This window comes from Azorhizobium sp. AG788 (genome assembly GCF_004364705.1).
In the GTDB taxonomy this organism is placed as follows: Bacteria; Pseudomonadota; Alphaproteobacteria; order Rhizobiales; family Xanthobacteraceae; genus Azorhizobium; species Azorhizobium caulinodans.
This window is the reverse complement of record NZ_SOBM01000003.1, coordinates 79,746-103,931: the sequence shown is the minus strand read 5'-3', so window position 1 is coordinate 103,931 and position 24,186 is coordinate 79,746. Positions and strand designations below refer to the sequence as shown.

Annotated in this window: 24 protein-coding genes; 21 read left to right on the top strand and 3 right to left on the bottom strand. The window is 67.8% G+C overall.

The annotated features are described in order from the left end of the window. The first annotated feature begins 62 nt into the window (after positions 1–62). The 12 genes from ybgC (at position 63) to DFO45_RS08150 (ending at position 13,696) form a co-directional block, all read left to right on the top strand. Entirely contained in the window at positions 63–590 is a 528-nt protein-coding gene (gene ybgC, locus DFO45_RS08205) for a tol-pal system-associated acyl-CoA thioesterase (RefSeq protein WP_133864499.1), read from the top strand. A gap of 210 nt (positions 591–800) precedes the next feature. Next, a complete protein-coding gene (gene tolQ / locus DFO45_RS08200; protein ID WP_081433881.1) occupies positions 801–1,571 on the top strand; it encodes a protein TolQ in 771 nt (256 codons plus the stop codon). A gap of 3 nt (positions 1,572–1,574) precedes the next feature. Further along, a complete protein-coding gene (gene tolR / locus DFO45_RS08195; RefSeq protein ID WP_012169053.1) occupies positions 1,575–2,027 on the top strand; it encodes a protein TolR in 453 nt (150 codons plus the stop codon). A gap of 11 nt (positions 2,028–2,038) precedes the next feature. Then, positions 2,039–3,064 (top strand): cell envelope integrity/translocation protein TolA, encoded by a 1,026-nt coding sequence (locus DFO45_RS08190; protein ID WP_012169054.1) that lies wholly within the window; start codon positions 2,039–2,041, stop codon positions 3,062–3,064. Between the two features lie 14 nt (positions 3,065–3,078). Beyond that, positions 3,079–4,431 (top strand): Tol-Pal system beta propeller repeat protein TolB, encoded by a 1,353-nt coding sequence (gene tolB, locus DFO45_RS08185; protein WP_012169055.1) that lies wholly within the window; start codon positions 3,079–3,081, stop codon positions 4,429–4,431. A gap of 468 nt (positions 4,432–4,899) precedes the next feature. Then, positions 4,900–5,394, top strand: a complete 495-nt coding sequence (gene pal, locus DFO45_RS08180) for a peptidoglycan-associated lipoprotein Pal (protein ID WP_012169056.1) — start codon at positions 4,900–4,902, stop codon at positions 5,392–5,394. A gap of 217 nt (positions 5,395–5,611) precedes the next feature. Beyond that, entirely contained in the window at positions 5,612–6,511 is a 900-nt protein-coding gene (ybgF, locus tag DFO45_RS08175) for a tol-pal system protein YbgF (protein WP_133864498.1), read from the top strand. Next, positions 6,498–7,595, top strand: coding sequence for a tRNA lysidine(34) synthetase TilS (gene tilS, locus DFO45_RS08170; protein WP_052285834.1), 1,098 nt, complete (start codon positions 6,498–6,500; stop codon positions 7,593–7,595). The genes ybgF and tilS overlap by 14 nt, the downstream gene beginning before the upstream one ends. Positions 7,596–7,690: 95 nt before the next feature. Next, positions 7,691–9,613 (top strand): ATP-dependent zinc metalloprotease FtsH, encoded by a 1,923-nt coding sequence (ftsH, locus tag DFO45_RS08165; protein ID WP_012169059.1) that lies wholly within the window; start codon positions 7,691–7,693, stop codon positions 9,611–9,613. A 693-nt stretch (positions 9,614–10,306) separates the two neighbouring features. Beyond that, on the top strand, positions 10,307–11,566 hold the full coding sequence (locus tag DFO45_RS08160) for a cyclopropane-fatty-acyl-phospholipid synthase family protein (RefSeq protein ID WP_133864497.1): 1,260 nt from the start codon (positions 10,307–10,309) through the stop codon (positions 11,564–11,566). A gap of 187 nt (positions 11,567–11,753) precedes the next feature. Beyond that, a complete protein-coding gene (locus DFO45_RS08155; protein WP_012169061.1) occupies positions 11,754–13,232 on the top strand; it encodes a replicative DNA helicase in 1,479 nt (492 codons plus the stop codon). A gap of 140 nt (positions 13,233–13,372) precedes the next feature. Beyond that, positions 13,373–13,696, top strand: coding sequence for a hypothetical protein (locus DFO45_RS08150; RefSeq protein WP_043878817.1), 324 nt, complete (start codon positions 13,373–13,375; stop codon positions 13,694–13,696). A 46-nt stretch (positions 13,697–13,742) separates the two neighbouring features. Here the strand turns inward: DFO45_RS08150 and DFO45_RS08145 are convergent, their stop codons facing one another. Beyond that, complete coding sequence (locus DFO45_RS08145; RefSeq protein ID WP_133864496.1) at positions 13,743–14,711, bottom strand: 2-hydroxyacid dehydrogenase; 969 nt, start codon at positions 14,709–14,711, stop codon at positions 13,743–13,745. Positions 14,712–14,949: 238 nt separating this feature from the next. Between DFO45_RS08145 and radA the strand changes: the two genes are divergently transcribed. From radA to DFO45_RS08105, 8 genes are all read left to right on the top strand, one after another. Next, the gene (gene radA / locus DFO45_RS08140) at positions 14,950–16,365 is read left to right on the top strand and encodes a DNA repair protein RadA (RefSeq protein WP_133864495.1); all 1,416 of its coding nucleotides are present in this window, start codon (positions 14,950–14,952) and stop codon (positions 16,363–16,365) included. A gap of 109 nt (positions 16,366–16,474) precedes the next feature. Then, on the top strand, positions 16,475–17,173 hold the full coding sequence (locus DFO45_RS08135; protein ID WP_012169065.1) for a CvpA family protein: 699 nt from the start codon (positions 16,475–16,477) through the stop codon (positions 17,171–17,173). A 20-nt stretch (positions 17,174–17,193) separates the two neighbouring features. After that, positions 17,194–18,756: an amidophosphoribosyltransferase gene (gene purF, locus DFO45_RS08130; RefSeq protein ID WP_133864494.1), complete on the top strand. Its 1,563-nt coding sequence runs from the start codon at positions 17,194–17,196 to the stop codon at positions 18,754–18,756. Positions 18,757–18,859: 103 nt separating this feature from the next. Continuing rightward, on the top strand, positions 18,860–19,603 hold the full coding sequence (locus DFO45_RS08125; RefSeq protein ID WP_133864493.1) for an SDR family NAD(P)-dependent oxidoreductase: 744 nt from the start codon (positions 18,860–18,862) through the stop codon (positions 19,601–19,603). Between the two features lie 114 nt (positions 19,604–19,717). Then, the gene (locus DFO45_RS08120; protein ID WP_133864492.1) at positions 19,718–21,214 is read left to right on the top strand and encodes a leucyl aminopeptidase; all 1,497 of its coding nucleotides are present in this window, start codon (positions 19,718–19,720) and stop codon (positions 21,212–21,214) included. 73 nt (positions 21,215–21,287) lie between these two features. Then, positions 21,288–21,560 carry a type II toxin-antitoxin system prevent-host-death family antitoxin gene (locus tag DFO45_RS08115; RefSeq protein ID WP_245517992.1) on the top strand — a complete coding sequence of 91 codons (273 nt, stop codon included), beginning with the start codon at positions 21,288–21,290 and terminating at the stop codon, positions 21,558–21,560. Then, positions 21,557–21,823, top strand: coding sequence for a Txe/YoeB family addiction module toxin (locus DFO45_RS08110; RefSeq protein WP_012169070.1), 267 nt, complete (start codon positions 21,557–21,559; stop codon positions 21,821–21,823). The genes DFO45_RS08115 and DFO45_RS08110 overlap by 4 nt, the downstream gene beginning before the upstream one ends. A gap of 31 nt (positions 21,824–21,854) precedes the next feature. Continuing rightward, positions 21,855–22,304, top strand: a complete 450-nt coding sequence (locus tag DFO45_RS08105) for a DNA polymerase III subunit chi (RefSeq protein ID WP_133864491.1) — start codon at positions 21,855–21,857, stop codon at positions 22,302–22,304. A 15-nt stretch (positions 22,305–22,319) separates the two neighbouring features. On the opposite strand, the gene DFO45_RS08100 is transcribed toward DFO45_RS08105, so the two are convergent. Then, positions 22,320–22,784 (bottom strand): phage holin family protein, encoded by a 465-nt coding sequence (locus DFO45_RS08100; RefSeq protein ID WP_133864490.1) that lies wholly within the window; start codon positions 22,782–22,784, stop codon positions 22,320–22,322. 51 nt (positions 22,785–22,835) lie between these two features. Continuing rightward, on the bottom strand, positions 22,836–23,207 hold the full coding sequence (locus tag DFO45_RS08095; protein WP_133864489.1) for a hypothetical protein: 372 nt from the start codon (positions 23,205–23,207) through the stop codon (positions 22,836–22,838). A 337-nt stretch (positions 23,208–23,544) separates the two neighbouring features. Here DFO45_RS08095 and DFO45_RS08090 point away from each other — a divergent pair, with 337 nt between their 5' ends. Beyond that, a complete protein-coding gene (locus DFO45_RS08090; RefSeq protein WP_133864488.1) occupies positions 23,545–24,162 on the top strand; it encodes a 2-hydroxychromene-2-carboxylate isomerase in 618 nt (205 codons plus the stop codon). The last annotated feature ends 24 nt before the right edge of the window (positions 24,163–24,186 follow it).

The following is a 24,186-nucleotide window of genomic DNA, read 5'->3' as shown; positions in this document are numbered from 1 at the left end:
AGAACGGCAGCAGCCGAGGGGCGGTCGGCCACCCCAACGGATCAAAGTTTGAGGACGATGGAATGAAACTGGACCTCACCGGCGAGCGCGCCACGACCCCGGGCGAGCGCGAGGCCTATCCCCATCTCGCCGGCCGGCTCATTCCCGGCGGCCACTGCCTCGGCCTGCGCGTCTATTACGAGGATACCGACTTCTCCGGCATCGTCTATCACGCCAATTACCTGAAGTTCATGGAGCGCGGCCGCTCCGACTACATGCGCCTGCTGGGCGTGGTGCAGGGCGAACTCTTTGCCGAGGCCGCCGCCGAGGCGCCCGGTTTTCACTTCGTCGTGCGTTCCATGCAGATCGACTTCAAGAAGCCCGCGCGCATCGACGACGTGCTCGAGGTCGTGACCCTGTCCAGGGATGTGGCCGGGGCCTCCATCACGCTCGCCCAGTCGGTGCGGCGGGGCGAGGAGGAGCTGGTTTCAGCGCTGGTGCGGGTTGCCTTCGTCTCGCAGGGCCGGGCCAAGCGCATTCCCGACGCCCTGCGCCGGGCGACGCTGGAGGATGCCACCGTCGTGGCCGGTGCTGTCGCACCGCAGCGATAACCCTCCCTTAAGCTTAATCCCCGTAGGGTCCGAACCGCCGCCGGCATGCTGCATCGCGGCCGCTCGCCCAAGTTTGGACGCACTCCCCCTCGAAAGAGCGGGTGTGCTTCCTGAATTTGGAACGACGGACGGGCGATGCCTGCCGCTTTGCGCGGGCCGGGCCAGCCGAGGATTGAAGATGAGACCTGCCATCCGGGCGTGGGGGCGTCGATGAAGAAGTGGACACCGGCGCTGGCGACGGCGCTCGTGCTTGCGGCCTCCGCGGCCTGGGCACAGGCGGACGTCGGATCGGCCGCGCTTGCGGCGCCGACCGCCAACATCTCGCTCATCGGGCTGTTTCTCCAGGCGCATTTCGTCGTCAAGCTGGTGATGCTGGGCCTTGTGGCCGCGTCCATCTGGGTCTGGGCGATCATCATCGACAAGACCCTGCTGTTCACCCGCACCCGCAAGGAAATGGACCGCTTCGAGCAGGTCTTCTGGTCGGGCCAGAGCCTTGAGGAACTGTACCGCTCCCTCGCCGGCCGGCCGAACCAGGCCATGGCCGCCATCTTCGTCGCCGCCATGCGCGAGTGGAAGCGGACCTATGAGGGCGGGGCCAAATCCCTCACCGGCCTCAACCAGCGTATCGAGAAGGTGATGGACGTCACCATCTCCCGCGAGGTGGAGGCGCTGGAAAGCAAGCTTCTGGTGCTGGCGACGGTCGGCTCGGCCGGCCCCTTCATCGGCCTGTTCGGCACGGTGTGGGGCATCATGACCTCGTTCCAGGCCATCGCGGCGTCCAAGAACACCAATCTGGCGGTTGTGGCACCGGGCATCGCGGAAGCCCTTTTCGCGACCGCCATGGGCCTCATTGCGGCCATCCCCGCGACCATCTTCTACAACAAGTTCGTCCATCAGGCGTCGCGGCAGGCGCAGCGGCTCGAAGGCTTCGCCGACGAGTTCTCCGCCATCCTGTCGCGCCAGATCGACGAGCGGGGCTGAACCATGGGCATGGGCGGCGGCGCCGGAGGCGCATGGCAGAGCCGGCGGTCGCGCCGCCGGCGCAACGGCGGCATGATGGCCGAGATCAACGTGACGCCCATGGTGGACGTCATGCTGGTGCTGCTCATCGTCTTCATGGTGGCCGCCCCGATGCTGACCGTGGGCGTGCCCCTCGACCTGCCCAAGACGCAGGCCCAGGCCATGAATCAGGACAAGGACCCGCTCACCATCTCGGTGAACAACAAGGGTCAGGTGTTCCTGCAGGAAACCGAGATCAAGCTCGACGAACTGGTGCCCAAGCTGCAGGCCATCGCCAAGAACGGCTATGACGAGCGCATCTTCGTGCGCGGCGACAAGACGGTGAATTACGGCACGGTCATGCAGGTCATGGGCCGCCTGTCCGCCGCCGGCTTCAAGCGTGTGGCGCTGGTCACCGAAGGCGAACAGGGGAGCTGAGGCGAAGAGCGATGCGTGTCGGCCTCACCGCATCGAGCATTGCCCACGGGGCGGTGCTGGTTCTTGCCTTGGTGTCCTTCTCGGCACCGAGCGCCTTCGACACGCCCCAGCCCGACCCGATCAATGTGGACGTGATCTCCGCCTCGGACCTCTCGCAGATGACGAAGGGCAACGAGAAGGGCAAGAAGACCGAGGTGAAGAAGGTCGTCGCCGAGAAGGTGGACGCGCCCAAGCCCGTCAACGATCCCAATCTGAAGGTGTCGGAGAAGCAGGAGATCGAGCCCACCGCGCCGCCTCCGCCGCCCCCACCTCCGCCGCCCCCCACGCCCGCGCCGCCGCGCCCCGAGGAGCCCAAGCCCCCGACCCCTGCGCCGCAGCCCAAGCCCGACGAGCCCAAGCCCGCGCCCCCGAAGGCGGACAAGCCGCCGCCGGAGCAGAAGGCCGACGAGGGCCTGAAGGCGGACCCCAAGAAGGACGAGCAGAAGCAGGAGGCGAAGGCCCAGACGCCGCCGCCCTTGCCGCAGCGCAAGCCGCCTCCGCCGCCGACGCCCCAGCCGACGCGCGCGAACAATGACGCCAAGACGCAGCAGGAGCAGAAGTTCGATGCGGACCGCATCGCGGCCCTGCTCGACAAGCGCACGCCCCAGCGCAATGCGGCGGCCGACCAGCAGGTGTCGCAGACGGCGGCGCTCGGCTCGCCCAACGGCGCGGCCCAGACGCTGACCCAGAGCGAGATCGACGCGCTGCGCGCCCGCATCCAGTCGTGCTGGGGCCCGCCGGCCGGCGCCTCCGAGGCGAGCGACCTGCGCGCCACCATCGTCGTTTCCTTCAAGCAGGACGGATCGCTGGCCATGCAGCCGCAGTTGTCCGGCGTCACGCCTGCATCTTCCCCCTATGGACCTGCCTTCGCCGACAGCGCCCTGCGCGCCATCATCCGCTGTGCGCCCTATACCTTCCTTCCGGCCAACAAATATGCGGTCTGGAAGGAGATCGAGATGGGCTTCAGCCTGAAGGACATGCTCGGCCGGGCCCACTAATCGAAGAGACTGCCATGATCCATCTTCCGCGCCTGCTGACCGATCGCCTCGATCCACGCCTCTCGCGCCGGTCCGTCCTCGTCGGCGGCGCGGCGGCGGCCGGGGCTTCGCTCCTCGGCGCCCCGGCAGCGCAGGCGGCGCTGAAGCTGGAGATTACCTCGGGCACGCCCCAGCCCATTCCGATCGCCGTCACCGACTTCATCGGCGAGGGCGATCAGGGGCGGGCGATCAGCGGCGTCATCACGGCGGATCTCAAGCGTTCCGGCCTGTTCGCGCCCATCGATCCCAAGGCCTTCGTGGAGCAGATCAGCAATCCCGATCTCGCCCCGCGCTTCCAGGACTGGCGGGTCATCAATGCCCAGGGCCTCGTGACCGGCCGCGTCACCCGCCAGGGCGACGGGCGCCTGAAGGCGGAATTCCGTCTGTGGGACGTGTTCGCCGGCCAGCAGCTCATGGGCCAGCAGTATTTCACCCAGCCGGAGAACTGGCGGCGCGTCGCCCACATCATCGCCGACGCCATCTATGAGCGTCTCACCGGCGAGAAGGGCTATTTCGACACCCGGATCGTGTTCGTGGATGAGAGCGGCGCCAAGGACCGGCGCGTGAAGCGGCTCGCCATCATGGACCAGGACGGCGCCAACGTGACCTATCTCACGCGCGGCGATGCCCTTGTGCTGACCCCCCGCTTCTCCCCGACCAGCCAGGAAATCACCTACATGTCCTACGCGCAGGGGGAGCCGCGCGTCTTCCTGCTGAACATCGAGACCGGCCAGCGCGAGATCGTCGGCAACTTCCCCGGCATGAGCTTCGCCCCGCGCTTCTCGCCGGACGGCCAGCGGGTGATCATGAGTCTCCAGCAGGGGGGCAATGCCAACATCTTCGTGATGGACCTGCGCTCCAAGGCGACCACCCGCCTCACCGACACGCCCGCCATCGACACCGCGCCCTGCTATTCGCCGGACGGCCGCCAGATCTGCTTCGAGAGCGATCGCGGCGGCTCCTCGCAGATCTATGTGATGAATGCGGACGGCTCGGGCCAGCGCCGCATCTCGTTCGGCAATGCCCGTTACAACACGCCGGTCTGGTCGCCGCGCGGGGATGTGATCGCCTTCACCCGCCAGGCCGAGGGCAAGTTCGCCATTGGCGTGATGAGGCCTGACGGGCAGGGAGAGCGCGTGTTGACCGAGGGCTATCATAATGAAGGCCCGACCTTCGCGCCCAACGGCCGCGTCATCATGTTCTTCCGCGATCCGCCCGGTGGCGGCGGACCGAACCTCTTCACCATCGACGTGACCGGCTACAACGAGCAGCGCGTGCCCACCCCGAGCTACGGCTCGGACCCGGCCTGGTCGCCCCTGCGCTCCTGAGCGGAAGGCGCCTGTTGCGCGCCGGCCACACCGGCCGCCGCCCCCGTGGCTCCATGCCTTTGCCATGATGGCGCCACGGGTGGCGCCCACTCAGGGTTCCGCGCCAAGGCTGTGTGCCGGCGCATCGCCCGCTAGAGCACGCGCCGATCAGATTGCATCGCAATGGGATCGGATCACGCGTTCTCTTTCTAGAGTTTAGAGGGCGATTCACCGAGCGGATTGTTTCAATCCGCTCGGATCGCGCTCAAAGGCATCTTCAGAATTTGCGAACCATAAAAAGCGGTCGTGGGGTCCAACGGCGTTGACGTCGGGTCCGAGGGTGGAATGGCCGGGATGGCGGAACTTCCGCTTAACCAGGCGGCTGCTAGAGCACGTCAGGCTTTGATGAGAGCGGATGGCCGCGCCCCGGCGCCGAGGTCAGGCTCTTAACGTTACCATCCGGGTTGAGTCACGAAGGGAGACACCGGAATGCTTCATTTGGGTTTTGCGCGCGGCTTCCGGTTCGCCGCCATGATCGGTGTGATGCTGGCGCTTGCCGCCTGCGCCAACAATCCGAACGCCAATGGCGGGGCTGGCATGAACGGGGCCGGCGGCCCTCCCGGTTCGCCGCAGGAGTTCGTCGTCTCCGTGGGCGACCGTGTCTTCTTCGACACCGACCAGACCGACCTTTCGCCCGAGGCGCGCGCCATTCTGGACCGCCAGGCGCAGTGGCTGCAGCAGTATAACCGCTACACCTTCACCATCGAAGGCCATGCGGACGAGCGCGGCACCCGCGAATACAACATCGCGCTCGGCGCCAAGCGCGCCCAGAACGTGCGCGACTATCTCGCCTCACGCGGCATCGATCCGGCCCGCATGCGGACCATCTCCTACGGCAAGGAACGGCCGGTTGCTGTCTGTAACGACATCTCCTGCTGGTCGCAGAACCGCCGCGCCGTCACCGTGCTCAATCCGACGAGCTGAGGCTTGGTCACAAAAAGAATGTCTCTGCCCCCGCCGAGGCATTCCTAAGTTACCTGCGTTTCGTGCTAGAGAGCCGGCGTCCTCCACGCCGGCTCTTTTGCTTTTGCGATTTGATACAGTCGTTGTGGGGCCACACTTTGGACGTTATCGAACGCCTAAGGTGAGACGCGAGGGAGGCAGCTCCCTAGTTTGATCAGTGTTTTCAGCGTATGGCGCCATGAAACATTCCGCCCTCGTCAAGATTGCACTTCTGGCGGCTACTGCCGCCTTGCTGACCGGGCCGGCGCTGGCACAGCAGTCGGGCAACGGGCTGTTTGGCGACATCTTCAAGCCGCCGGCGAATGTTCAGAACGATACGGTCGCCAACCAGCAGAGCGAGCTTCTGATGCGTGTGGAGCGCATCGAAAACCAGTTGCGCGTGCTCACCGGCCAGATCGAACAGTTGCAGTATCGCAATCAACAGCTCGAGCAGCAGCTCGGTGCGCGGGGTGCGGGCGGCGTGCCGCCGGCCGCCGCGACGGCGCCGCGCCCGCCCGTGACGCCCCCCGTTGCCACCGGAGGCCGCCGGTCGGACGCGTTCGAGCCCTCCGAGGATCCCGCTGCGCCCGGCGTGCCGCAGCCGCTCGGCTCACCCACCAGTGCGTCCGTGGCGCCGCCGCGCCCTGCCGGCGCGCCGCTCGACATCGGCTCGGGCGCCCAGCGGCCCCCTGCGGCCGCCGGTGTTGCCGCAGCGTCCACACCCAAGGACCTCTACGACCTCGGCTATTCCTACGTGCAGCGGCAGGATTATCCGCAGGCGGAGCAGACCTTTAAGCAGTTCCTGCAGACCTATCCCTCGGACCGCCTGACGCCCGACGCCACGTTCATGCTTGGCGAAACGCTCTATTTGCGGCAGACCTATAAGGAGGCGGCAGAGCAGTTTCTGCAGGTCTCGACAAAATATCCAAACTTCACGCGGGCACCCGATGCTTTGCTTCGTCTCGGCCAGTCGCTGGCCGCGCTGAACGAACGGGAGGCGGCTTGCGCAACTTTCGCCGAGGTGGACCGGAAGTTCCCTCGGGCTACATCGAATGTGCGTCAAGCTGTGGAGCGTGAGCAAAAACGTGCAGGCTGCTGAGCAGGACTACGCGCCTCCCATCGAGGAGGAAGAACTCGAGGGGCTGTTCGGGATCTTCCGCGGCCACCGGCGCATCCTTCTCGGCGTGTCGGGCGGCCCCGATTCCACGGCCATGCTCGTGCTCGCCCGCATCTGGCGCTATGGCCTGCTGGACGGCCCGAGCTTCTTCGTGGCGACGGTGGACCACGGCCTGCGCCCCGAGGCGACGGACGAGGCACTCGCCGTCGGTGCCCTGTGCGAAGAACTGGGCCTGCCCCATGTGATCCTGCCGTGGCGCGGGCCGAAGCCGCGCTCCGGCATTCAGGAGGCGGCCCGCGACGAGCGCTTCGCCCTGCTGCGCTCCTTCGCCCGGCAGAACGGGCTGGATGGCCTCGCGCTTGCCCATACCCAGGACGATCAGGCCGAGACCGTACTGTTCCGCCTCTGCCGCGGCTCCGGCATCGGCGGGCTGGCCGCCATGCGGCCGGTGAGCCGGCGCAACGGCCTCGCCGTGCTGCGGCCCTTCCTGTCCATCGCCAAGGCGCGGCTTGTTGCCACGCTGGCGGTGTCCGGCACCCCCTTCGTGCGCGATCCAAGTAACGAGGACACGCGCTATGCCCGCCCGCGCCTGCGGGCGATCTCGCCCCTGCTGGGCGCGGAAGGGCTGGACGCCGCGCGTCTCGCCGTGCTGGCCCAGCGGGCGGCGCGGGCGGACGATGCGCTGGAGGCCGCGACCGATGCCGCGCAGAAGCTGCTGGTGCATGGCGGCTGGGACGACGAGGCCGGGACGCGCCTTGATGCGGAGGGCTTTTTTCGCCTGCCGCAGGAAATCGCGCTGCGCCTGCTGATGAGGGCGCTGACGCTGCGCGCCACCGAGGGGCCCGTGGAACTCGCCAAGGCGGAGCGGCTGCTGGAAGCCCTTCGCGCGGCGGTGATCCAGCCGGGCCGTCTGCGGCGTACTCTGGCAGGAGCCCTGGTCACCCTGAAGCAAGGCAGTCTGTCTATCGTCCAGGCACCGGCGCGACAGGCAGGGGCAGCCCACCTCGCCGCAAATTCAGGAACGAGCGGGGCACTCGTCCTTGGCAAGGAGGGGGGCGACCCCTAAATTACGGGTGGACGCCGCGGGACGTGGAGGGGAGCAGGCTTCGTTTGTCTGTGTAAGCCGCTCCGGAACGGATTGCTGCGCCCCATGAGGGACCAATGAACGCCAACCTACGCAATTTCGCCCTTTGGGTGATCATCGTCCTGCTGCTGCTGGCTCTGTTCTCGCTCTTCCAGAGCCCGGGGCAGCGGAGCAGCGCGAACGACATTTCGTTCTCCCAGCTGCTCTCGGACGTGGACCAGGGCCGGGTGCGCGACGTCGTGATCGAGGGGCCGAATATTTCGGGCTCCTTCACGGACGGCCGCCAGTTCCAGACCTATGCCCCCAGCGACCCGACGCTCGTCCAGCGGCTCTACGGCAAGGGCGTGTCCATCACTGCCCGCCCGCCGTCTGACAACGTGCCGTGGTTCGTCAGCCTGCTGGTGTCCTGGCTGCCCTTCATCGCCCTCATCGGCGTCTGGATCTTCCTGTCCCGCCAGATGCAGGGCGCGGGCGGCAAGGCCATGGGCTTCGGCAAGAGCCGCGCTAAGCTTCTGACCGAGGCGCACGGTCGCGTGACCTTCGAGGACGTGGCCGGCATCGACGAGGCCAAGAGCGACCTCACCGAGATCGTGGACTTCCTGCGTGATCCGCAGAAGTTCCAGCGGCTCGGTGGCCGCATCCCGCGCGGCGTGCTGCTCGTCGGCCCGCCCGGCACCGGCAAGACGCTGCTCGCCCGCGCCATCGCGGGTGAGGCCAACGTGCCCTTCTTCACCATCTCGGGCTCCGACTTCGTGGAGATGTTCGTGGGCGTCGGCGCCAGCCGCGTGCGCGACATGTTCGAGCAGGCGAAGAAGAATGCCCCGTGCATCATCTTCATCGACGAGATCGACGCGGTGGGTCGCCACCGCGGCGCCGGTCTCGGCGGCGGCAATGACGAGCGCGAGCAGACCCTCAACCAGCTCCTCGTGGAGATGGACGGCTTCGAGGCGAACGAGGGCATCATCCTCATCGCCGCCACGAACCGTCCGGACGTGCTCGATCCGGCGCTGCTGCGTCCCGGCCGCTTCGACCGCCAGGTCGTGGTGCCGAACCCGGACGTGGTGGGCCGCGAGCAGATCCTGAAGGTGCATGCCCGCAAGATCCCGATCGCCCCGGACGTGAACCTCAAGGTGATCGCCCGCGGCACGCCTGGCTTCTCCGGCGCGGACCTCGCCAACCTCTGCAACGAGGCGGCGCTCATGGCGGCCCGGCGCAACAAGCGCATGGTCACCATGGTCGAGTTCGAGGACGCCAAGGACAAGGTGATGATGGGCGCCGAGCGTCGCTCCCTCGTGATGACCGAGGAAGAGAAGATGCTCACCGCCTACCACGAGGGCGGCCACGCCATCGTGGCGCTGAACGTGCCGGCCACCGATCCGGTGCACAAGGCGACCATCATTCCGCGCGGCCGCGCCCTCGGCATGGTCATGCAGCTGCCCGAGCGGGACAAGCTCAGCATGTCCTACGAGCAGATGACCTCGCGCCTCGCCATCATGATGGGTGGCCGCGTGGCGGAAGAGCTCATCTTCGGCCATGACAAGGTGACCTCCGGCGCGGCGTCCGACATCGAGCAGGCGACCCGCCTCGCGAAGATGATGGTGACGCGTTGGGGCTTCTCCGACGAACTCGGCCAGGTGGCCTATGGCGAGAACCAGGACGAGGTGTTCCTGGGCATGTCCATGGGCCGCACCCAGAACGTCTCCGAGGCGACGGCGCAGACCATCGACAAGGAAGTGCGCCGTCTGGTGGACGAGGGCTATGTCGAGGCCAAGCGCATCCTCTCGGAGAAGGCGGTGGACCTGGAGACGCTGGCCCGCGGCCTGCTCGAGTACGAGACGCTGACCGGCGACGAGATCGTGGACCTGCTGAACGGCAAGCCCCCGGTGCGCGACACGGTGATCGAGCCCGCCAACCCGCGTGGCCCGACCGTTCCCACCGCCGGCGCCGGCAAGAACCGTCCCCGTCCGGGCGGCAATCCCGAGCCGCAGCCGCAGGCCTGATTCCATCGGATCGGTCCCGGTCGACCCCGGACTTCAAGACACAGCCCCGCCGGTCCTCCGGCGGGGTTTTTTGTGTCCGGGGCGCTGGCGGGTGCGCGGGACGGCGTGAGCCCCGATCGGAGTGGTGCGCCGCGCCGGAGTGCTCCGGCTGCATCATGTCGTCCCCCTGAGTCCCCGTAGGACGCACGGGTCGCGACGCGGGCAAGTACACGTTCGCGTGTACTTTGCGGCGTGCCTCCGTGCGCTTTGAAAAGTCCGATGCTGTCTTCATCGTCGAAAGGCGCGGAAAATCGCGCTCTTCGGAGGGCGAGAAGATGTGCGCGCGCCCGAGGCGCCGCCCCTTAACGGCCTCTTGGATCTGCCGTTGCGGCATGTTGCAGAAATGTCAATTCGGTGGTGTCATTTGCTGCTTCTGTCGGCACTCCGGCGGATTGCATCAAAACTGTGCGGTATCCCGCCACTTTCTCCTGTCCGTAGCGTTTCCGAGAGTTGGGCCGCATCAGCGGCTGGAAACCCGATGCGCCATCACCGCTGCCACCTTGTCCGAAACCGTGCGGACGGGAGCGACGGATTGTTCGAATGAAATGAAAATAGCTGCTCTGGCCGCCATGGGGGCTGCCGAGCGACGTCCATTCCGCCGGGAGGGGAGGCCCGGGTCGGGGAGGCGGGCACATTTCAGATGGAGGCTGTGCAATGGAGGCCTTGCTTGAGCGTGTTTTGAAGCGCGTGATGACCCGTGGAAGTCTCGGCGTCACCACCGCCACCGGCCGGACCTATGTGGCCGGCACGGGTGATCCGAAGGTTCATATCCGTTTCACCACAAAGGCGGCCGAACGCGCGGTGCTGTTCGATCCGGAACTCGAGATCGGCGAGGCGATCACCGACGGCACGCTGGTCATCGAGAAGGGCAGCATCACCGATTTCCTGGACCTCGTGATGGCCCAACCCGGCGTCACCACGCCGACCATCGCCTCGCGCCTGATGCTGCTGGCCCGCATGGCCGGACGCCGCATCGCCCAGTTCAATCCGCGCGGCCGCTCCCAGCGCAACGTCGCGCACCATTACGATCTCGACGGACGCCTGTATTCGCTTTTCCTTGATTCAGACCGCCAATATTCCTGCGCCTATTTCGAGCATCCGGACCAGTCTCTGGACGATGCCCAGCTTGCCAAGAAGCGCCATCTCGCCGCCAAGCTGATGCTGGACCGGCCCGGCCTGAAGCTGCTCGACATCGGCTGCGGCTGGGGCGGCCTCGGGCTCTACATGTCGGAGGTGGGTGGGGCCGACGTCACCGGCGTCACGCTCTCCAAGGAGCAGCTTGCGGTGGCCCAGGGCAGGGTGAAGGAGCGCGGCCTCGACCGGCATGTGGACTTCCGCCTGCAGGACTATCGTGATGTGCCGGAGACGTTCGACCGCATCGTCTCGGTGGGCATGTTCGAGCACGTGGGCGTCGCCCATTACGGCACCTTCTTCCGCAAGGCGCATGACCTCCTCAAGGAGGATGGCGTGATGATGCTGCACGCCATCGGCCGGCAGGAGCCGCCCGGCGTCACCAATCCCTGGATCGCCAAATACATCTTCCCCGGCGGCTATATTCCCGCGCTCTCCGAAGTGCTCCCGCACATCGAGAAGGCGGGTCTCATCGTCACCGACATCGAGATCCTGCGCCTGCATTATGCCGAGACGCTCAAGGCCTGGCGGGAGCGCTTCATGGCCCACCGGGAAGAGGCCAAGCGCCTGACGGACGAGCGCTTCTGCCGCCTGTGGGAATTCTATCTGGCGGGTTCGGAGATGGCCTTCCGCCACCAGAACATGATGGTGTTCCAGATCCAGCTGGCCCGCCGGCAGGAGGCCGTGCCGATCACCCGCGACTATCTCGCGGCGGCGGAAGAGCGGCTGCGGGCGGCGGAGTTTGCGGTGCACGCGCCGCCGCTCCGGCTCGCCGGCGAATAGCGGCGGTACCCACCGGTTGCCCACAGCCCTGTGGGCAACCGGAAATCCAGGCACCGTGCGGCCCGCAAGCGTGGCAGCCGGCGCATCCCCACAATTCTTCACACGGGACGGCAGGCGCATCTCCTCCGCAAAAGCCGGCTACGATCTGGTACATCTGGGAGCCGCCCACCCAGACAGAACGTGACCGATGCTCGATCTTGCCGCGTCGAAGGAGGACCTGCCCGCCTATCGCCAGCCGCCCCACAATGTGGAGGCCGAGCAGGCGCTGCTGGGCGCGATCCTCGTCAATAACGAGGCCTTCTATCGCGTCTCCGACTTCCTGAAGGCGGAGCATTTCTACGAGCCCCTGCACGGCCGCATCTATGATCTGACCGGTTCGCTGATCCGCGCCGGCAAGATCGCGACGCCCATCACGCTGAAGACCTTCCTCCCGGCGGACCTGGACGTCGGCGGCCTCAACGGCCCGCAATATCTCGCCCGCCTCGCGGCGGAGGCGACCACCATCATCAATGCGGAGGACTACGGCCGGGCCATCTATGATCTCTCGGTGCGGCGCGAGCTGATCCGCATCGGCGAGGAGATCGTCAACGACGCCTATGACGCGCCCATCGAGGCGCAGCCACAGGACCAGATCGAGGAAGCGGAGAAGCGCCTCTACGCCATCGCCGAATCCGGCCGCTACGACGGCGGCTTCGTGCGCTTCGGCGATGCGCTGCGCGAATCGGTGGACATGGCGAGCCGCGCCTTCCAGCGCGAGGGCCACCTCTCCGGCATCGCCTCCGGGCTCGACGATCTCGATGCCCAGATGGGCGGCCTCCAGCCGTCGGACCTCATCATCCTCGCGGGGCGCCCGGCCATGGGCAAGACCTCGCTCGCCACCAACATCGCCTACAACATCGCCTCCGCCTATCGCGGCGAGCAGAAGCCGGACGGCTCCATCGAGGCGGTGTCCGGCGGCGTGGTGGGCTTCTTCTCGCTCGAAATGTCGTCCGAGCAGCTCGCCACCCGTATCCTGGCCGAGCAGGCGGAGATCGCCTCCTACAAGATCCGGCGCGGCGACATCTCGGAGAGCGAGTTCTCCAAGCTCGCCGCCGCCGCCCAGTCCATGCAGGTGGTGCCGCTCTATATCGACGACACCGGCGGCATCTCCATCGCCCAGCTCGTGGCCCGCGCCCGCCGCCTCAAGCGCCAGCGCGGCCTCGACTTCATGGTGGTGGACTATCTCCAGCTCCTGTCGGGCTCGGGCAAGGCCAGCTCCAACCGCGTGCAGGAAATCACCGAGATCACCACCGGCCTCAAGGCGCTGGCCAAGGAGCTGAACGTGCCCATCATGGCGCTGTCCCAGCTCTCCCGTCAGGTGGAAAGCCGCGACGACAAGCGCCCGCAGCTCTCGGACCTTCGCGAATCCGGCTCCATCGAGCAGGACGCCGACGTGGTCATGTTCGTGTATCGCGAGGAATATTACCTCAAGAGCCGCGAGCCCAAGCCCGGAACCGAGGAATGGTTCAAGTGGGAGACCGATATGAAGGCCTGCGAGGCGATGGCTGAGATCATCGTCGGCAAGCAGCGTCACGGCCCCACCGGCACGGTGAAGGTGCACTTCGAGGCGCAGTTCACCCGCTTCGGCAATCTCGCCCGAGAGGACCGTTTCCCTGACCGCCACTGACGCGGCGCCGCGCCCGGCCTGCCGGGTGCGACAGAGTGAATCGGGTGGCGGTTGCGGTGAGGCAAGGCTCGACAGCGGCGGCGCGGCGCAGCGATGATTCTCCGCACCCGCGAGCCGATTCGCGGCAGGACCGGCTGCCCATGGACCTCAGCCCCGCTCTCTCCCCCGAAGACGCCTTCGTGGCGGATCTCGTCGCCTCCGGCCGTTATGCGGACGCCGCGTCGGTCTGGCGGGAGGCGATCTATCTGCTCGCCGAGCGCGAATATGAGCGCTCCGTGCAGGAAACGGCCCAGCTCTCGCTCCTGCACGATGTGCTGTCCCGCGAGGCCGATGGGGCCCCCCTCGTGCCCGATGCGGATGGGGCGGAGACGGACCTTGCCTTTGCGGACGCCGATGCCGTGCTCAGCGAGATCGAGCTGCTGCTGAGCGCGGGCGCTCCGATGGCCTTCCGCAAGGCCGGCTGACCCGCCCGGCGGCGCCGGGCGGCGTCCTTTTCGAAAGGTTCGGCGCTCAGGCGGCCGCCTTGGCGCACTCCGGAACCGGGGTTTCGACCGGCCGGCCGTGGAAATGCGCATTGAGGTTGCGCAGCGCCAAGGTGGTCATGTTGTCCTCGGCATTGGGCGAGCGGCCCGCGCTGTGGGGCGTGATGACGAGGTTGGGCGCCTGCAGCAAGGCGGCGGGAACCACCGGCTCGCCATCCACCACGTCGAGACCCGCGCCGGCGATGCGGCCCGCATTGAGGGCGTCGATCAGCGCGTCGGTGTCCACCAGCGAGCCGCGGGCGATGTTGATGAGGTAGCCCTTGGGGCCGAGCGCGGTGAGCACCGCCTCGTTGACCATGTGCCGCGTCTGGGGATTCGCGGGCGCCGCTACCACCAGCACGTCGGACGCCTCGGCCAAGGCGAGGGGCGTCTCATAATAGGTGTGGGCCGTGTCGGTGGCCTTGCGGCGGCTGTGGTAGCCGACCGTCATGGAGAAGCCGGCCTCGCAGCGGCGGGCGACTTCCCGCGCGATGGAGCCGTAGCCGATGAGGCCGAGGCGCATGCCGGTGAGTTCGGGCGTCGAATGACGGGCCTCGTGCCACTGGCCCTGCCGCACGGCATGGTCCTGCGAGGCGATGCGGCGGATGGCGGCGAGCATCAGCGCCAACGTGTGATCGGCGACCGAAATGGTGTTGGTGCCGGGACCGTGGGTCACGATGATGCGGCGGGCGATGGCCGCCTGCACGTCGATGCGGTCATAGCCGACGCCGAAGCAAGAGATCATCTCGAGCTTGGGCATGGCGTCCATCTCGGCGGCGGTCATGCCGGCGGTGCCGTGGGTCAGGACGGCGCGGAAGTCCGGCCCCTTGGCGGCGATGGCCGCCGCGCGCTGCTCGGGCGTCGGCGCATAGGTCACCTTGAAGACGGCCTCGAGCCGCGCCAGTTCATGGGGCGGAAACGGAATGAGAACGAGCAGCTCGACGGAACCCGGCGCCATGGCGCAGTCCTTCAGGAAGGGAGAGGGGAAGGATGGCAAGCTATAGCGTTGGTGCACAAATGAGAATGGCCCTTTGCTCATGGCCGCCATGCGGGCATTACACCCAGCGCATGGGGAATGCTATGTGGCGCACGGGAACTGCCGCCAGCCACGGGTGCGTGCTCTTTCTTGAGGTCAGAGGGCGATCCACCGAGCGGATGGATTCAATCCGCTCGGATCGCGCTCTAGGCGAGGTGTGATGGCGAAACGCGACCTGTCCTATGTCTGCCAGTCCTGCGGGGCCGTCTATAACCGCTGGCAGGGCAAGTGCGATGCCTGCGGCGGCTGGAACACCATCTCGGAAGAGACGAACCTCGCCGCCACCGTGCCTGCCGCCCAGCGCGCGGGCCGCAAGGGCCGGGCGGTGCCGCTGGAGACGCTGCACGGTGAGGCCAAGCCCGCCCCGCGCCTCGTCTCCGGCATCGGCGAACTGGACCGGGTGGCGGGCGGCGGCTTCGTTCCCGGCTCCATCGTTCTGCTGGGCGGGGATCCCGGCATCGGCAAGTCCACGCTGCTCGTCCAGGCGTCCGCCGCGCTCGCAAAGGCCGGGCACCGCGTTATCTATGTGTCTGGCGAAGAGGCGGTGGATCAGGTGCGCATGCGCGCCGGCCGGCTGGGTCTCGCCCAGGCGCCTGTGGCGCTCGCCGCCGAGACCAATGCGGAGAACATCCTCGCCACCTTCTCCGCCGGGGCGGCGGTGCAGTTCGTGGTGATCGATTCCATTCAGACCCTGTGGAGCGATTCCGTGGAATCCGCCCCCGGCACGGTCACGCAGGTGCGCACCTCCGCCCAGTTGCTCGTGCGCTACGCCAAGCAAAGCGGGGCGGCGGTGATCCTTGTCGGCCACGTGACCAAGGACGGGCAGATCGCCGGTCCCCGCGTGGTGGAGCACATGGTGGACGCGGTCTTCTCCTTCGAGGGCGACGGCGCCAACCAGTTCCGCATCCTGCGCGCCCAGAAGAACCGCTTCGGGCCCACGGACGAGATCGGCGTCTTCGAGATGACCGGCACCGGCCTCTCGCAGGTGCCGAACCCCTCCGAACTCTTCCTTTCCCATCGCGATGCCGGGGCGCCCGGCACGGCGGTGTTCGCCGGCATGGAGGGCACGCGCCCGCTGCTCATGGAGATCCAGGCGCTGGTCGCCCCCTCCAGCCTCGGCACGCCGCGCCGCGCGGTCGTGGGCTGGGATTCGGCGCGCCTTGCCATGGTGCTCGCGGTGCTGGACGCCCGCTGCGGCGTGCGGCTCGGGGGACATGACGTCTATTTGAACGTGGCCGGCGGCCTGCGCATCAGCGAGCCGGCGGCGGACATTGCCGTTGCGGCGGCGCTGGTCTCTTCCCTTACGGGCGCACCGCTGCCGTCGGATGCGGTCTTCTTCGGCGAAGTGAGCCTCACGGGCGCGGTGCGGCAGGTCTCCCAGGCGGCGGCCCGCCTCAAGGAGGCGGCCAAGCTCGGCTTCAACAAGGTGGTGATGCCCCAGCTTGCCGACGGCAGCGCCAGCGGGCTGGAAGTGGACACCATCTCCTCCCTTGCCGGCCTCGTGGCCGGGATCGCCGCCCGCGCTCCGCGCAGAGCAGCGATGCCCAAGCCCGCGATGTCGGATGAAGAGGGATGATGACGGCGCCCCGCACGCCCGCTATACGTCGCCGCTCACGGCGCTCCGCCATTTTCCCACCGACCGCCGGCCAGAGCCGACGCGGCCGCACTGACGGATCCACGCACCGATGCCAGTGACGCTGCTTGATCTGATCCTGATCGGCGTGATGCTGATTTCAGGCCTTCTCGCCATGGTGCGTGGCCTCATCCGGGAAGTGCTGAGCATCGTTTCCTGGGTCGCCGCCGCCGGCGTCACCGTCTATTTCTATCCGCAGCTCCTGCCGGTGACGAAGCAGTACATCGCGCAGGACATGGTGGCGACCGCCGTCACCGTGGGCGGCCTCTTCCTCGGCACGCTGCTCATCGTCACCATCCTGAGCGCCCGCCTGTCGGACGCGGTGCTGGACAGCCGCATCGGCGCGCTCGACCGCACGCTGGGCTTCGCCTTCGGCCTCGCCCGCGGCTTCCTCGTCATGGTGATCGCCTTCCTCTTCTTCAACTGGCTCGTGCCGGACAAGTCCCAGCCGCCGTGGGTGCTGAACGCCAAGTCGCGCCCGGTGATGCAAAACGCGGGAAATTGGATCGTCTCCTTGTTGCCGGACGATCCGGAAAACACCATCTTGAAACGGCTAAAGAAGCCGCCGGCCAGCGATGACGGGTCCACACCCCCCGATTCGACCAACGGCCCGCGTACGGAGCGTGGGGGGAGAACCACGTTCGCTGCTGGGGCGAGCACCAGCATCGAAGTCAGTCAAGCCGGATACCGCCGCGATGCGCGGCAAGGGTTCGAACAACTGCTCGAAAGCACGCGCGCCAGCGGCCAGTGAGCCGCCGAGCGGAGGCATCGATGGATTTGGACACCGCCGCCCCGGGGGGCAAACCGTTGCATCTGGAAGACCCGCACGAGGTCGCCCGACATCACGCCACCTACGAGCCCGCCGCGGCCGGCTCGCGGGAGGACACCATCGACCTCGGCCTCGACGGCGATACGTTGCGCGAGGAATGCGGCGTGTTCGGCATCTTCAACCATCCCGATGCCGCCGCCATCACGGCCATCGGCCTGCATGCGCTCCAGCATCGCGGCCAGGAAGCCGCAGGCATCGTCACCTATGACGGCCGGCGCTTCCATTCCGAGCGCCGCCTCGGCCTCGTGGGCGACACCTTCTCCGACAGCCGCGTGATCGAGCGCCTGCCCGGCCACATCGCGGTGGGCCACACGCGCTATTCCACCACCGGCGAGACCCTGCTGCGCAACGTGCAGCCGCTGTTCGCCGAGCTGGACGCCGGCGGCTTCGCGGTGGGCCACAACGGCAACCTCACCAACGGCCTCACCCTGCGCAAGCAGCTGGTGCGCGACGGCGCCATCACCCAGTCCACCACGGACACGGAGGTGATCCTGCATCTGGTCGCCCGTTCCAAGAAGAACCGCTTCATCGACCGCTTCATCGACGCCCTGCGCGCGCTGGAAGGTGCCTATGCGCTGGTGTCGGTGACCAACAACAAGCTCATCGGCGCCCGCGATCCCCTCGGCATCCGCCCCCTGGTGCTGGGCTCGCTGGACGGCGCTCCCATCCTCGCCTCCGAGACCTGTGCCCTCGACATCATCGGCGCGCGCTATGTGCGCGACGTGGAGAATGGCGAGGTCATCGTGATCGACGAGGAGGGCGTGCAGTCCTTCAAGCCGTTCCCCGAGACGGCGGCGCGTCCCTGCCTGTTCGAGTACATCTATTTCGCCCGTCCCGACTCGGTCGTGAGCGGCCGCTCCGTCTATCAGGTGCGCAAGGCCTTCGGCGAAGTGCTCGCCAAGGAAGGCCCGGCCGAGGCGGACGTGATCGTGCCGGTGCCGGATTCGGGCGTGCCGGCGGCCATCGGCTTCTCCCGCGCCTCGGGCATCCCCTACGAGCTCGGCATCATCCGCAACCATTATGTGGGCCGGACCTTCATCCAGCCGACCCAGACGGTGCGCGATCAGGGCGTGCGCATGAAGCACTCCGCCAACCGCTCCGTGGTGGAAGGCAAGCGCATCGTGCTGGTGGACGACAGCCTCGTGCGTGGCACCACCTCGGTGAAGATCGTGCAGATGATGCGCGAGGCGGGCGCCCGCGAGGTGCACTTCCGCATCGCCTCGCCGCCGATCACCCACCCGGATTTCTACGGCATCGACACGCCGGACCGGGATAAGCTGCTCGCCGCCACCCACGATCTGGAGAGCATGCGCCGCTATATCGGCGCCGACTCGCTCGCCTTCCTGACGGTGGAGGGGGTCTATCGCGCCCTCGGCTGCGAGCGCGATCCGGTGCGGCCGCAGTTCGCCGACCATTATTTCACGGGCGACTACCCGACCCCGCTCACCGACAAGGCGAGCGCGGTCGCCTCCCAGCAGCTTTCGCTGCTGGCCGAAGCGAGCTGACGGATCGCCGGGCGTGCCCGGCGGCAAGCTGACCCGCTGACAGACAGGCGCGGACCGGATAGACCGGTCCGCGCCTTTTGTGTTTCCAGTCGAGGACATCGGAATGAGTGAGCGCCCGTTTGCCGACAAGATCGCCGTCGTCACCGGCGCCACGCGCGGCATCGGCGCGGCCGTGGCGCGGGCGCTCGGTGCCGGTGGCGCCCATGTGGTGGCGCTCGGCCGGACGCAGGGCGCGCTGGAGGAACTGGACGACGCCATCACCGCCGCCGGCGGCACCGCCACCCTCGTTCCCATGGACGTGACCGATTACGACGCGATCGACCGCCTCGGCGGCGCGCTCTACGAGCGCTATGGCCGGCTCGATGTCTTCGTCGGCAATGCCGGCTTCCTCGGTCCGCTCACCCCCATGCGCGACGTGGAGCTGAAGGACTGGGACAAGGCGGTGAACATCAACCTGACCGCCAACTACCGCTTCATCCGCTCGCTCGATCCGCTGCTGCGCATGGCGCCGGCGGGGCGGGCGGTGTTCATCTCCTCCGGCGCCGCGCACAAGGGGCGGGCCTATTGGGGGCCCTATGCCATCACCAAGGCGGGCCTGGAGGCCATGGGCCGCACCTGGGCGGCGGAGACGGTGACGACCGCGCTCAAGGTGAACCTGTTCAATCCTGGTCCCATCCGCACCCTCATGCGCGCCAAGGCCTTCCCAGGCGAAGATCCGATGACGCTGCCGACCCCCGAAGAGGCGGCGGAGGCCATCGTCGCCATGTGCCGCACGGATGTCGCGGAGACCGGCCGCCTCTATGATTTCCCTACCCGCAGCTGGCAGGATTTCCGCAGCCCCGCGTGACGGCGGGAGCGGCTTTTGCGCCGCCCCGGCCTCGGGCGGCTTCCCTCCTGCGGATGGGGGCTTTAGACAGGGTTGAGCGACTATTGAATTTCGTTGACCTGTCTGGAGTGCTTCATGTCCGAGCCCGTGACCATTGCCTTCGCCAAGCACGGTGCGGCGCCGAGCGGCGTCCTCCTCGTCCTCGTCGATGACGCGCTGAATTTCGGCCGCGAGGCGCAGAAGCTGCTGAAGCCCGCCCTCGGTCAGATCAAGCGCGCCTTCGAGGCGGACCGCTTCAAGGGCAAGCTCGGCGGTGCGCTGGAACTGATCGCCCCCGAAGGGCTCGATGTGGCCCGCCTCATCGTGCTCGGCACCGGCAAGGCCGGCGAACTGAAGCCCACCGATTTCCTGCGCCTCGGTGGCATCGCGGCGGGCAAGATCCCCGGCGGCACCACGGCGGCGACCCTCCTTGCCGATCTGCCCGGCGCCAAGTTCGCCCCCGAGGCGGCGGCCGAGATCGCGCTCGGCGCGCGCCTGCGCTCCTATGTCTTCGACCGCTACAAGACCCGGAAGAAGGAAGGCGACACCGATCCGGTGACGCTGACCCTCACCCTGCTGGTGCCGGACGCTGCCGCGGCCGTGCGTGCCTGGACGCCCCGCGAGGCGGTGGGCGACGGCGTGCTGCTGGCCCGCGATCTCGTGAACGAGCCCTCGAACGTGCTCGATCCGCCGGAATTCGCCCGCCGCGCCACCGAGCTCTCCGCCGTGGGCGTGGATGTGGAAGTGCTCGATGATGCCGCGCTCTCGCGCATCGGCATGCGGGCGCTGCTGGGCGTCGGGCAGGGCTCCATCAAGGAGAGCCGCGTCGTCGTCATGCGCTGGAACGGCGGCAAGCCGGGCGAGGCGCCGGTCGCCTTCATCGGCAAGGGCGTGACCTTCGACACCGGCGGCATCTCCATCAAGCCCGCCGCCGGCATGGAGGACATGAAGGGCGACATGGGCGGGGCCGCCTGCGTCACCGGCCTCATGCATGCGCTCGCCGCACGCAAGGCGAAGGTGAACGCGGTGGGCGTCATCGGCATCGTGGAAAACATGCCCGACGGCGCCGCCCAGCGCCCCGGCGACATCGTGACCTCGCTCTCCGGCCAGACCATCGAGATCATCAATACCGACGCCGAAGGCCGGCTCGTTCTGGCGGACGTGCTCTGGTACACGAAGGACCGCTTCAAGCCGAAGTTCATGGTGGACCTCGCCACCCTGACCGGTGCCATCATGGTGGCGCTCGGCACCGAGAATGCCGGCCTCTTCTCGAATGACGACACGCTGAGCACGCAGCTTGCCGCCGCAGGCGCCGCCACCGGCGAGAAGGTGTGGCGCATGCCGCTCTCGCCGGAATACGACAAGCTGATCGACTCGAAGTTCGCGGACATGAAGAACACCGGCGGGCGCAACGGCGGCTCCATCACCGCCGCCCAGTTCCTCCAGCGCTTCGTGGACAAGACGCCGTGGGCGCATCTCGACATTGCCGGCACGGCCATGGCCTCGCCCGCCAGCGACATCAACAAGAGCTGGGGCGCGGGCTGGGGCGTGCGCCTGCTCGACCAACTGGTGCGAGACAATTACGAGAAGTGAGCGCGTGTCCCCGGCCGTTCCGGCGGTCGGGGCTTGCCTTGAGTTGTACGGATTTTCGTACATATAATCGCATATGACCCGACCCCGTGCCATGGACGTGCTGAGCTATTCCGACACCCGCGCCAACCTCAAAGAGGTGATGGACCGGGTGGTGGAGGACCATGCGCCGGTAGTCATCACCCGCCAGAAGGCGGAGGCGGTGGTGATGGTCTCCTTGAGTGACTGGAGCGCCATGGAGGAGACGCTGCATCTGCTCTCCTCCCCCGCCAATGCGGCGCGGCTGCGCGAAGGCGTGGCCGAGCTTGAAGCCGGCGGCGGCAGCGAACGCGACCTTGTGGTGCCGTGAAGCTGGTGTTCGCCACCCGCGCTTGGGAGGATTATCTCCATTGGGTGGATGCGGACCGCAACGTGCTGGAGCGGCTGAACGCCTTGATCGAGGAATGCCGCCGCACGCCCTTTTCCGGCACCGGCCGGCCGGAGCCGCTGAAGGGCGACCTCTCTGGCTGGTGGTCGCGGCGCATCACCTTGCAGGACCGTCTCGTCTATCGGGTCGCCGGCAAGCCGCCGCACCAGAGCCTGGAGATCGCCCAGTGCCGCTATCATTACTGAGCGCGGGCCGGGCCGCGATCATGAGGACCGCATGACCGAAGTCCTCTTCTACCATCTGGAGCGCCGGCCGCTGGAGCACGCGCTGCCGGTGCTGCTGGAGAAGTCGCTGGAGCGGGGGTGGCGCTGCGTGGTGCAGGCGGGCTCGCCGGAGCGGCGCGATGCGCTCGACGCCCATCTGTGGACCTATAACGACGCGTCCTTCCTGCCCCACGGCACGGACGCCCAGCCGCGCCCGGAGCGCCAGCCGGTGCTGCTGACGCTGGACGAAGCCAATCCCAACGACGCGCAAGTGCGCTTCCTCGTGGACGGGGCGCGCCTCGCGGACGCCTCGCCCTATGTGCGGGTGGTGCACATGTTCGACGGGCGGGACGAGACGGCGGTGGCCGCCGCCCGCGAGCGCTGGCGCGAGGCCAAGGCCGCCGGCTACACGCTCACCTACTGGCAGCAGGACGAGAACGGGCGCTGGGTCCGCAAGGCGTGATCCGTGCCGCCCGTCTCAGGCTTTGGGCTTGCGCAGGGCCTTGATGAGGCCGGTGATGAGCGGCAGCGCGACCGCCGGCAGCGCGGAATCGAGCGGGTGGCGCACCGCATAGGCCAGCGCCGAGACGTCCTGCTCGGCGGTCTTCAGTTCGCCCATGAGGGCGTCCAGCGCCGATTGGTGGATCTCCTGCGCGAAATCGAGATCGCGGCCCGGCTTCACCAGCGCGGCAAGGCCCACCAGCACCAGCGCCAGAAGCAAATTGAGCCCGCCGGTGGCGGCGGCGGCCTTCACCGGGCCCCAGCTCTCGCTTAAGGCGAGATAGAGCGAGGCATCCAGCATCAGCAGGCCGAAGCCGGCCACCAGCGCCGCAAGGCCATAAAGCGCAAGGCGGGTGGCGAGCGTGCGCATGCGCACCTCGGCGATGATGGAATCGGCCCGCAGGAGAACCCGGAGATTGCGGGCGGCGGCGTCGAGCTTCATGTCATGTCCCCCGGAAATGGAAGGGCGCGGGCGCGGGGCCGGCGCGGAACGTCAGCGCCAGGCGCGGCCCACCAGCAGCCCCAAGAGGAAGGCGGAGGCGAGCGCGGCGGCGGGATGGCTGGTCACGGCGTCCTCGGCCTTCTCGGTCGCCTCATGGAGCGCCTCCTGAAGATCGCGGACGAGGGCGTGCAACTGGTCGAAGGTGGCGGTCTCGGGCTCCGCTTCCGCCGCGGCCTCCGCTTCGGACGCGGCGGCCGGAGCCTCGGGGGAGGGGGCCTCCACGTCCGGCGGGGGCGCTTCGGGGGCATGCGGATGCGCGGCGGCCCGGTGGCGGCGGGGCTTGGGGGCAGCGGCGGTCTCCGCGCCCGTGGCGGCCAGCTCGGCCTTCAGATCCTGGAGTTCCTTGCGGGTACGCGCGGGCATGTGTCGCTCCCGGTTGGGCCGTGAAGGGGACGGTGATCCAGTTTTCCCCATCCGCCGGCGGAGCGCCTTGCGCAGGCGCAAGCCGTCCCGGTCGCGCCCAAGCTACAAGAGCCTGAGGCAAAAGAAAAAGGCGCGGGGGATACCCGCGCCAAGTTTGACCTTCAGGGAGGACCAACAGGAAAGGAATGCTCGGCAGGCCGAACAGACCGTCACCATCGACGACGAATGTGACGCCAGGTCTCCCGCATGTCAACTAATTTGATCGAATAAATTCATATCGAATTTCGAGGCCCGACTCGGCTAGGACGTTCGGGCGCCCCGCAGGAGCCCTCAGCCCATGTCCCGCCGCATCGGATACTTCTTTTCCATCGTCAGCCCCTGGAGCTTCCTCGGCAACGACCGCCTGCTGAAGATCGCCGCCCGCCATGGCGCGACGGTGGAGTTTCGCCCGGTGGAGCTGGGGCCGGTGTTCGCCGAGACCGGCGGTCTGCCCCTCGCCAAGCGCGCGCCGCAGCGCCAGCGCCAGAGGCTCGTGGAGCTTCAGCGCTGGCGGCTGAAGCTGGGCCTCGATTTCCACATCCAGCCCGCCCACTGGCCCTTCAATCCCGGCCTCGTGGACCGCACGGTGATCGCCGCCCTTCTAGCCGACCATCCCGTGGAGCCTCTGTTGGCCCGCCTCTTCTCGGGCGTCTGGCAGCGGCAGGAGAATCTGGCCGATCCCACCGTCATCGTGGCGCTGGTGGATGAGGTGGGGCTGCCGGGTGCCGAACTCGTCGCCGCCGCCGATGGCGAGGCAGCCCAGCAGGCCTATCTCGCCAATCGCGAACTGGCGCTGAAGAGCGACGTGTTCGGCGCGCCCTCTTATGTGCTGGATGGCGAGGTCTTCTGGGGCCAGGATCGTCTGGACCTGCTGGACGATGCCCTCACCTCCGGCCGTCCGCCCTTCCGGGCCTGAGGCGCGCCCCGCTTCCGCCCGCTT

What these genes read in the sequence shown, in the direction of transcription:
- purF (WP_133864494.1), top strand. Translation starts at nt 17,194, where the DNA reads ATGGATTTGGACACCGCCGCCCCGGGGGGCAAACCGTTGCATCTGGAA.
- DFO45_RS08160 (WP_133864497.1), top strand. Translation starts at nt 10,307, where the DNA reads ATGGAGGCCTTGCTTGAGCGTGTTTTGAAGCGCGTGATGACCCGTGGA.
- DFO45_RS08115 (WP_245517992.1), top strand. Translation starts at nt 21,288, where the DNA reads ATGACCCGACCCCGTGCCATGGACGTGCTGAGCTATTCCGACACCCGC.
- tolR (WP_012169053.1), top strand. Translation starts at nt 1,575, where the DNA reads ATGGGCATGGGCGGCGGCGCCGGAGGCGCATGGCAGAGCCGGCGGTCG.
- DFO45_RS08145 (WP_133864496.1), bottom strand. Translation starts at nt 14,711, where the DNA reads ATGGCGCCGGGTTCCGTCGAGCTGCTCGTTCTCATTCCGTTTCCGCCC.
- ftsH (WP_012169059.1), top strand. Translation starts at nt 7,691, where the DNA reads ATGAACGCCAACCTACGCAATTTCGCCCTTTGGGTGATCATCGTCCTG.
- DFO45_RS08190 (WP_012169054.1), top strand. Translation starts at nt 2,039, where the DNA reads ATGCGTGTCGGCCTCACCGCATCGAGCATTGCCCACGGGGCGGTGCTG.
- ybgF (WP_133864498.1), top strand. Translation starts at nt 5,612, where the DNA reads ATGAAACATTCCGCCCTCGTCAAGATTGCACTTCTGGCGGCTACTGCC.
- DFO45_RS08150 (WP_043878817.1), top strand. Translation starts at nt 13,373, where the DNA reads ATGGACCTCAGCCCCGCTCTCTCCCCCGAAGACGCCTTCGTGGCGGAT.
- ybgC (WP_133864499.1), top strand. Translation starts at nt 63, where the DNA reads ATGAAACTGGACCTCACCGGCGAGCGCGCCACGACCCCGGGCGAGCGC.
- DFO45_RS08090 (WP_133864488.1), top strand. Translation starts at nt 23,545, where the DNA reads ATGTCCCGCCGCATCGGATACTTCTTTTCCATCGTCAGCCCCTGGAGC.
- DFO45_RS08135 (WP_012169065.1), top strand. Translation starts at nt 16,475, where the DNA reads ATGCCAGTGACGCTGCTTGATCTGATCCTGATCGGCGTGATGCTGATT.
- DFO45_RS08095 (WP_133864489.1), bottom strand. Translation starts at nt 23,207, where the DNA reads ATGCCCGCGCGTACCCGCAAGGAACTCCAGGATCTGAAGGCCGAGCTG.
- radA (WP_133864495.1), top strand. Translation starts at nt 14,950, where the DNA reads ATGGCGAAACGCGACCTGTCCTATGTCTGCCAGTCCTGCGGGGCCGTC.
- DFO45_RS08100 (WP_133864490.1), bottom strand. Translation starts at nt 22,784, where the DNA reads ATGAAGCTCGACGCCGCCGCCCGCAATCTCCGGGTTCTCCTGCGGGCC.
- DFO45_RS08105 (WP_133864491.1), top strand. Translation starts at nt 21,855, where the DNA reads ATGACCGAAGTCCTCTTCTACCATCTGGAGCGCCGGCCGCTGGAGCAC.
- DFO45_RS08155 (WP_012169061.1), top strand. Translation starts at nt 11,754, where the DNA reads ATGCTCGATCTTGCCGCGTCGAAGGAGGACCTGCCCGCCTATCGCCAG.
- DFO45_RS08120 (WP_133864492.1), top strand. Translation starts at nt 19,718, where the DNA reads ATGTCCGAGCCCGTGACCATTGCCTTCGCCAAGCACGGTGCGGCGCCG.
- tolB (WP_012169055.1), top strand. Translation starts at nt 3,079, where the DNA reads ATGATCCATCTTCCGCGCCTGCTGACCGATCGCCTCGATCCACGCCTC.
- pal (WP_012169056.1), top strand. Translation starts at nt 4,900, where the DNA reads ATGCTTCATTTGGGTTTTGCGCGCGGCTTCCGGTTCGCCGCCATGATC.
- tolQ (WP_081433881.1), top strand. Translation starts at nt 801, where the DNA reads ATGAAGAAGTGGACACCGGCGCTGGCGACGGCGCTCGTGCTTGCGGCC.
- DFO45_RS08125 (WP_133864493.1), top strand. Translation starts at nt 18,860, where the DNA reads ATGAGTGAGCGCCCGTTTGCCGACAAGATCGCCGTCGTCACCGGCGCC.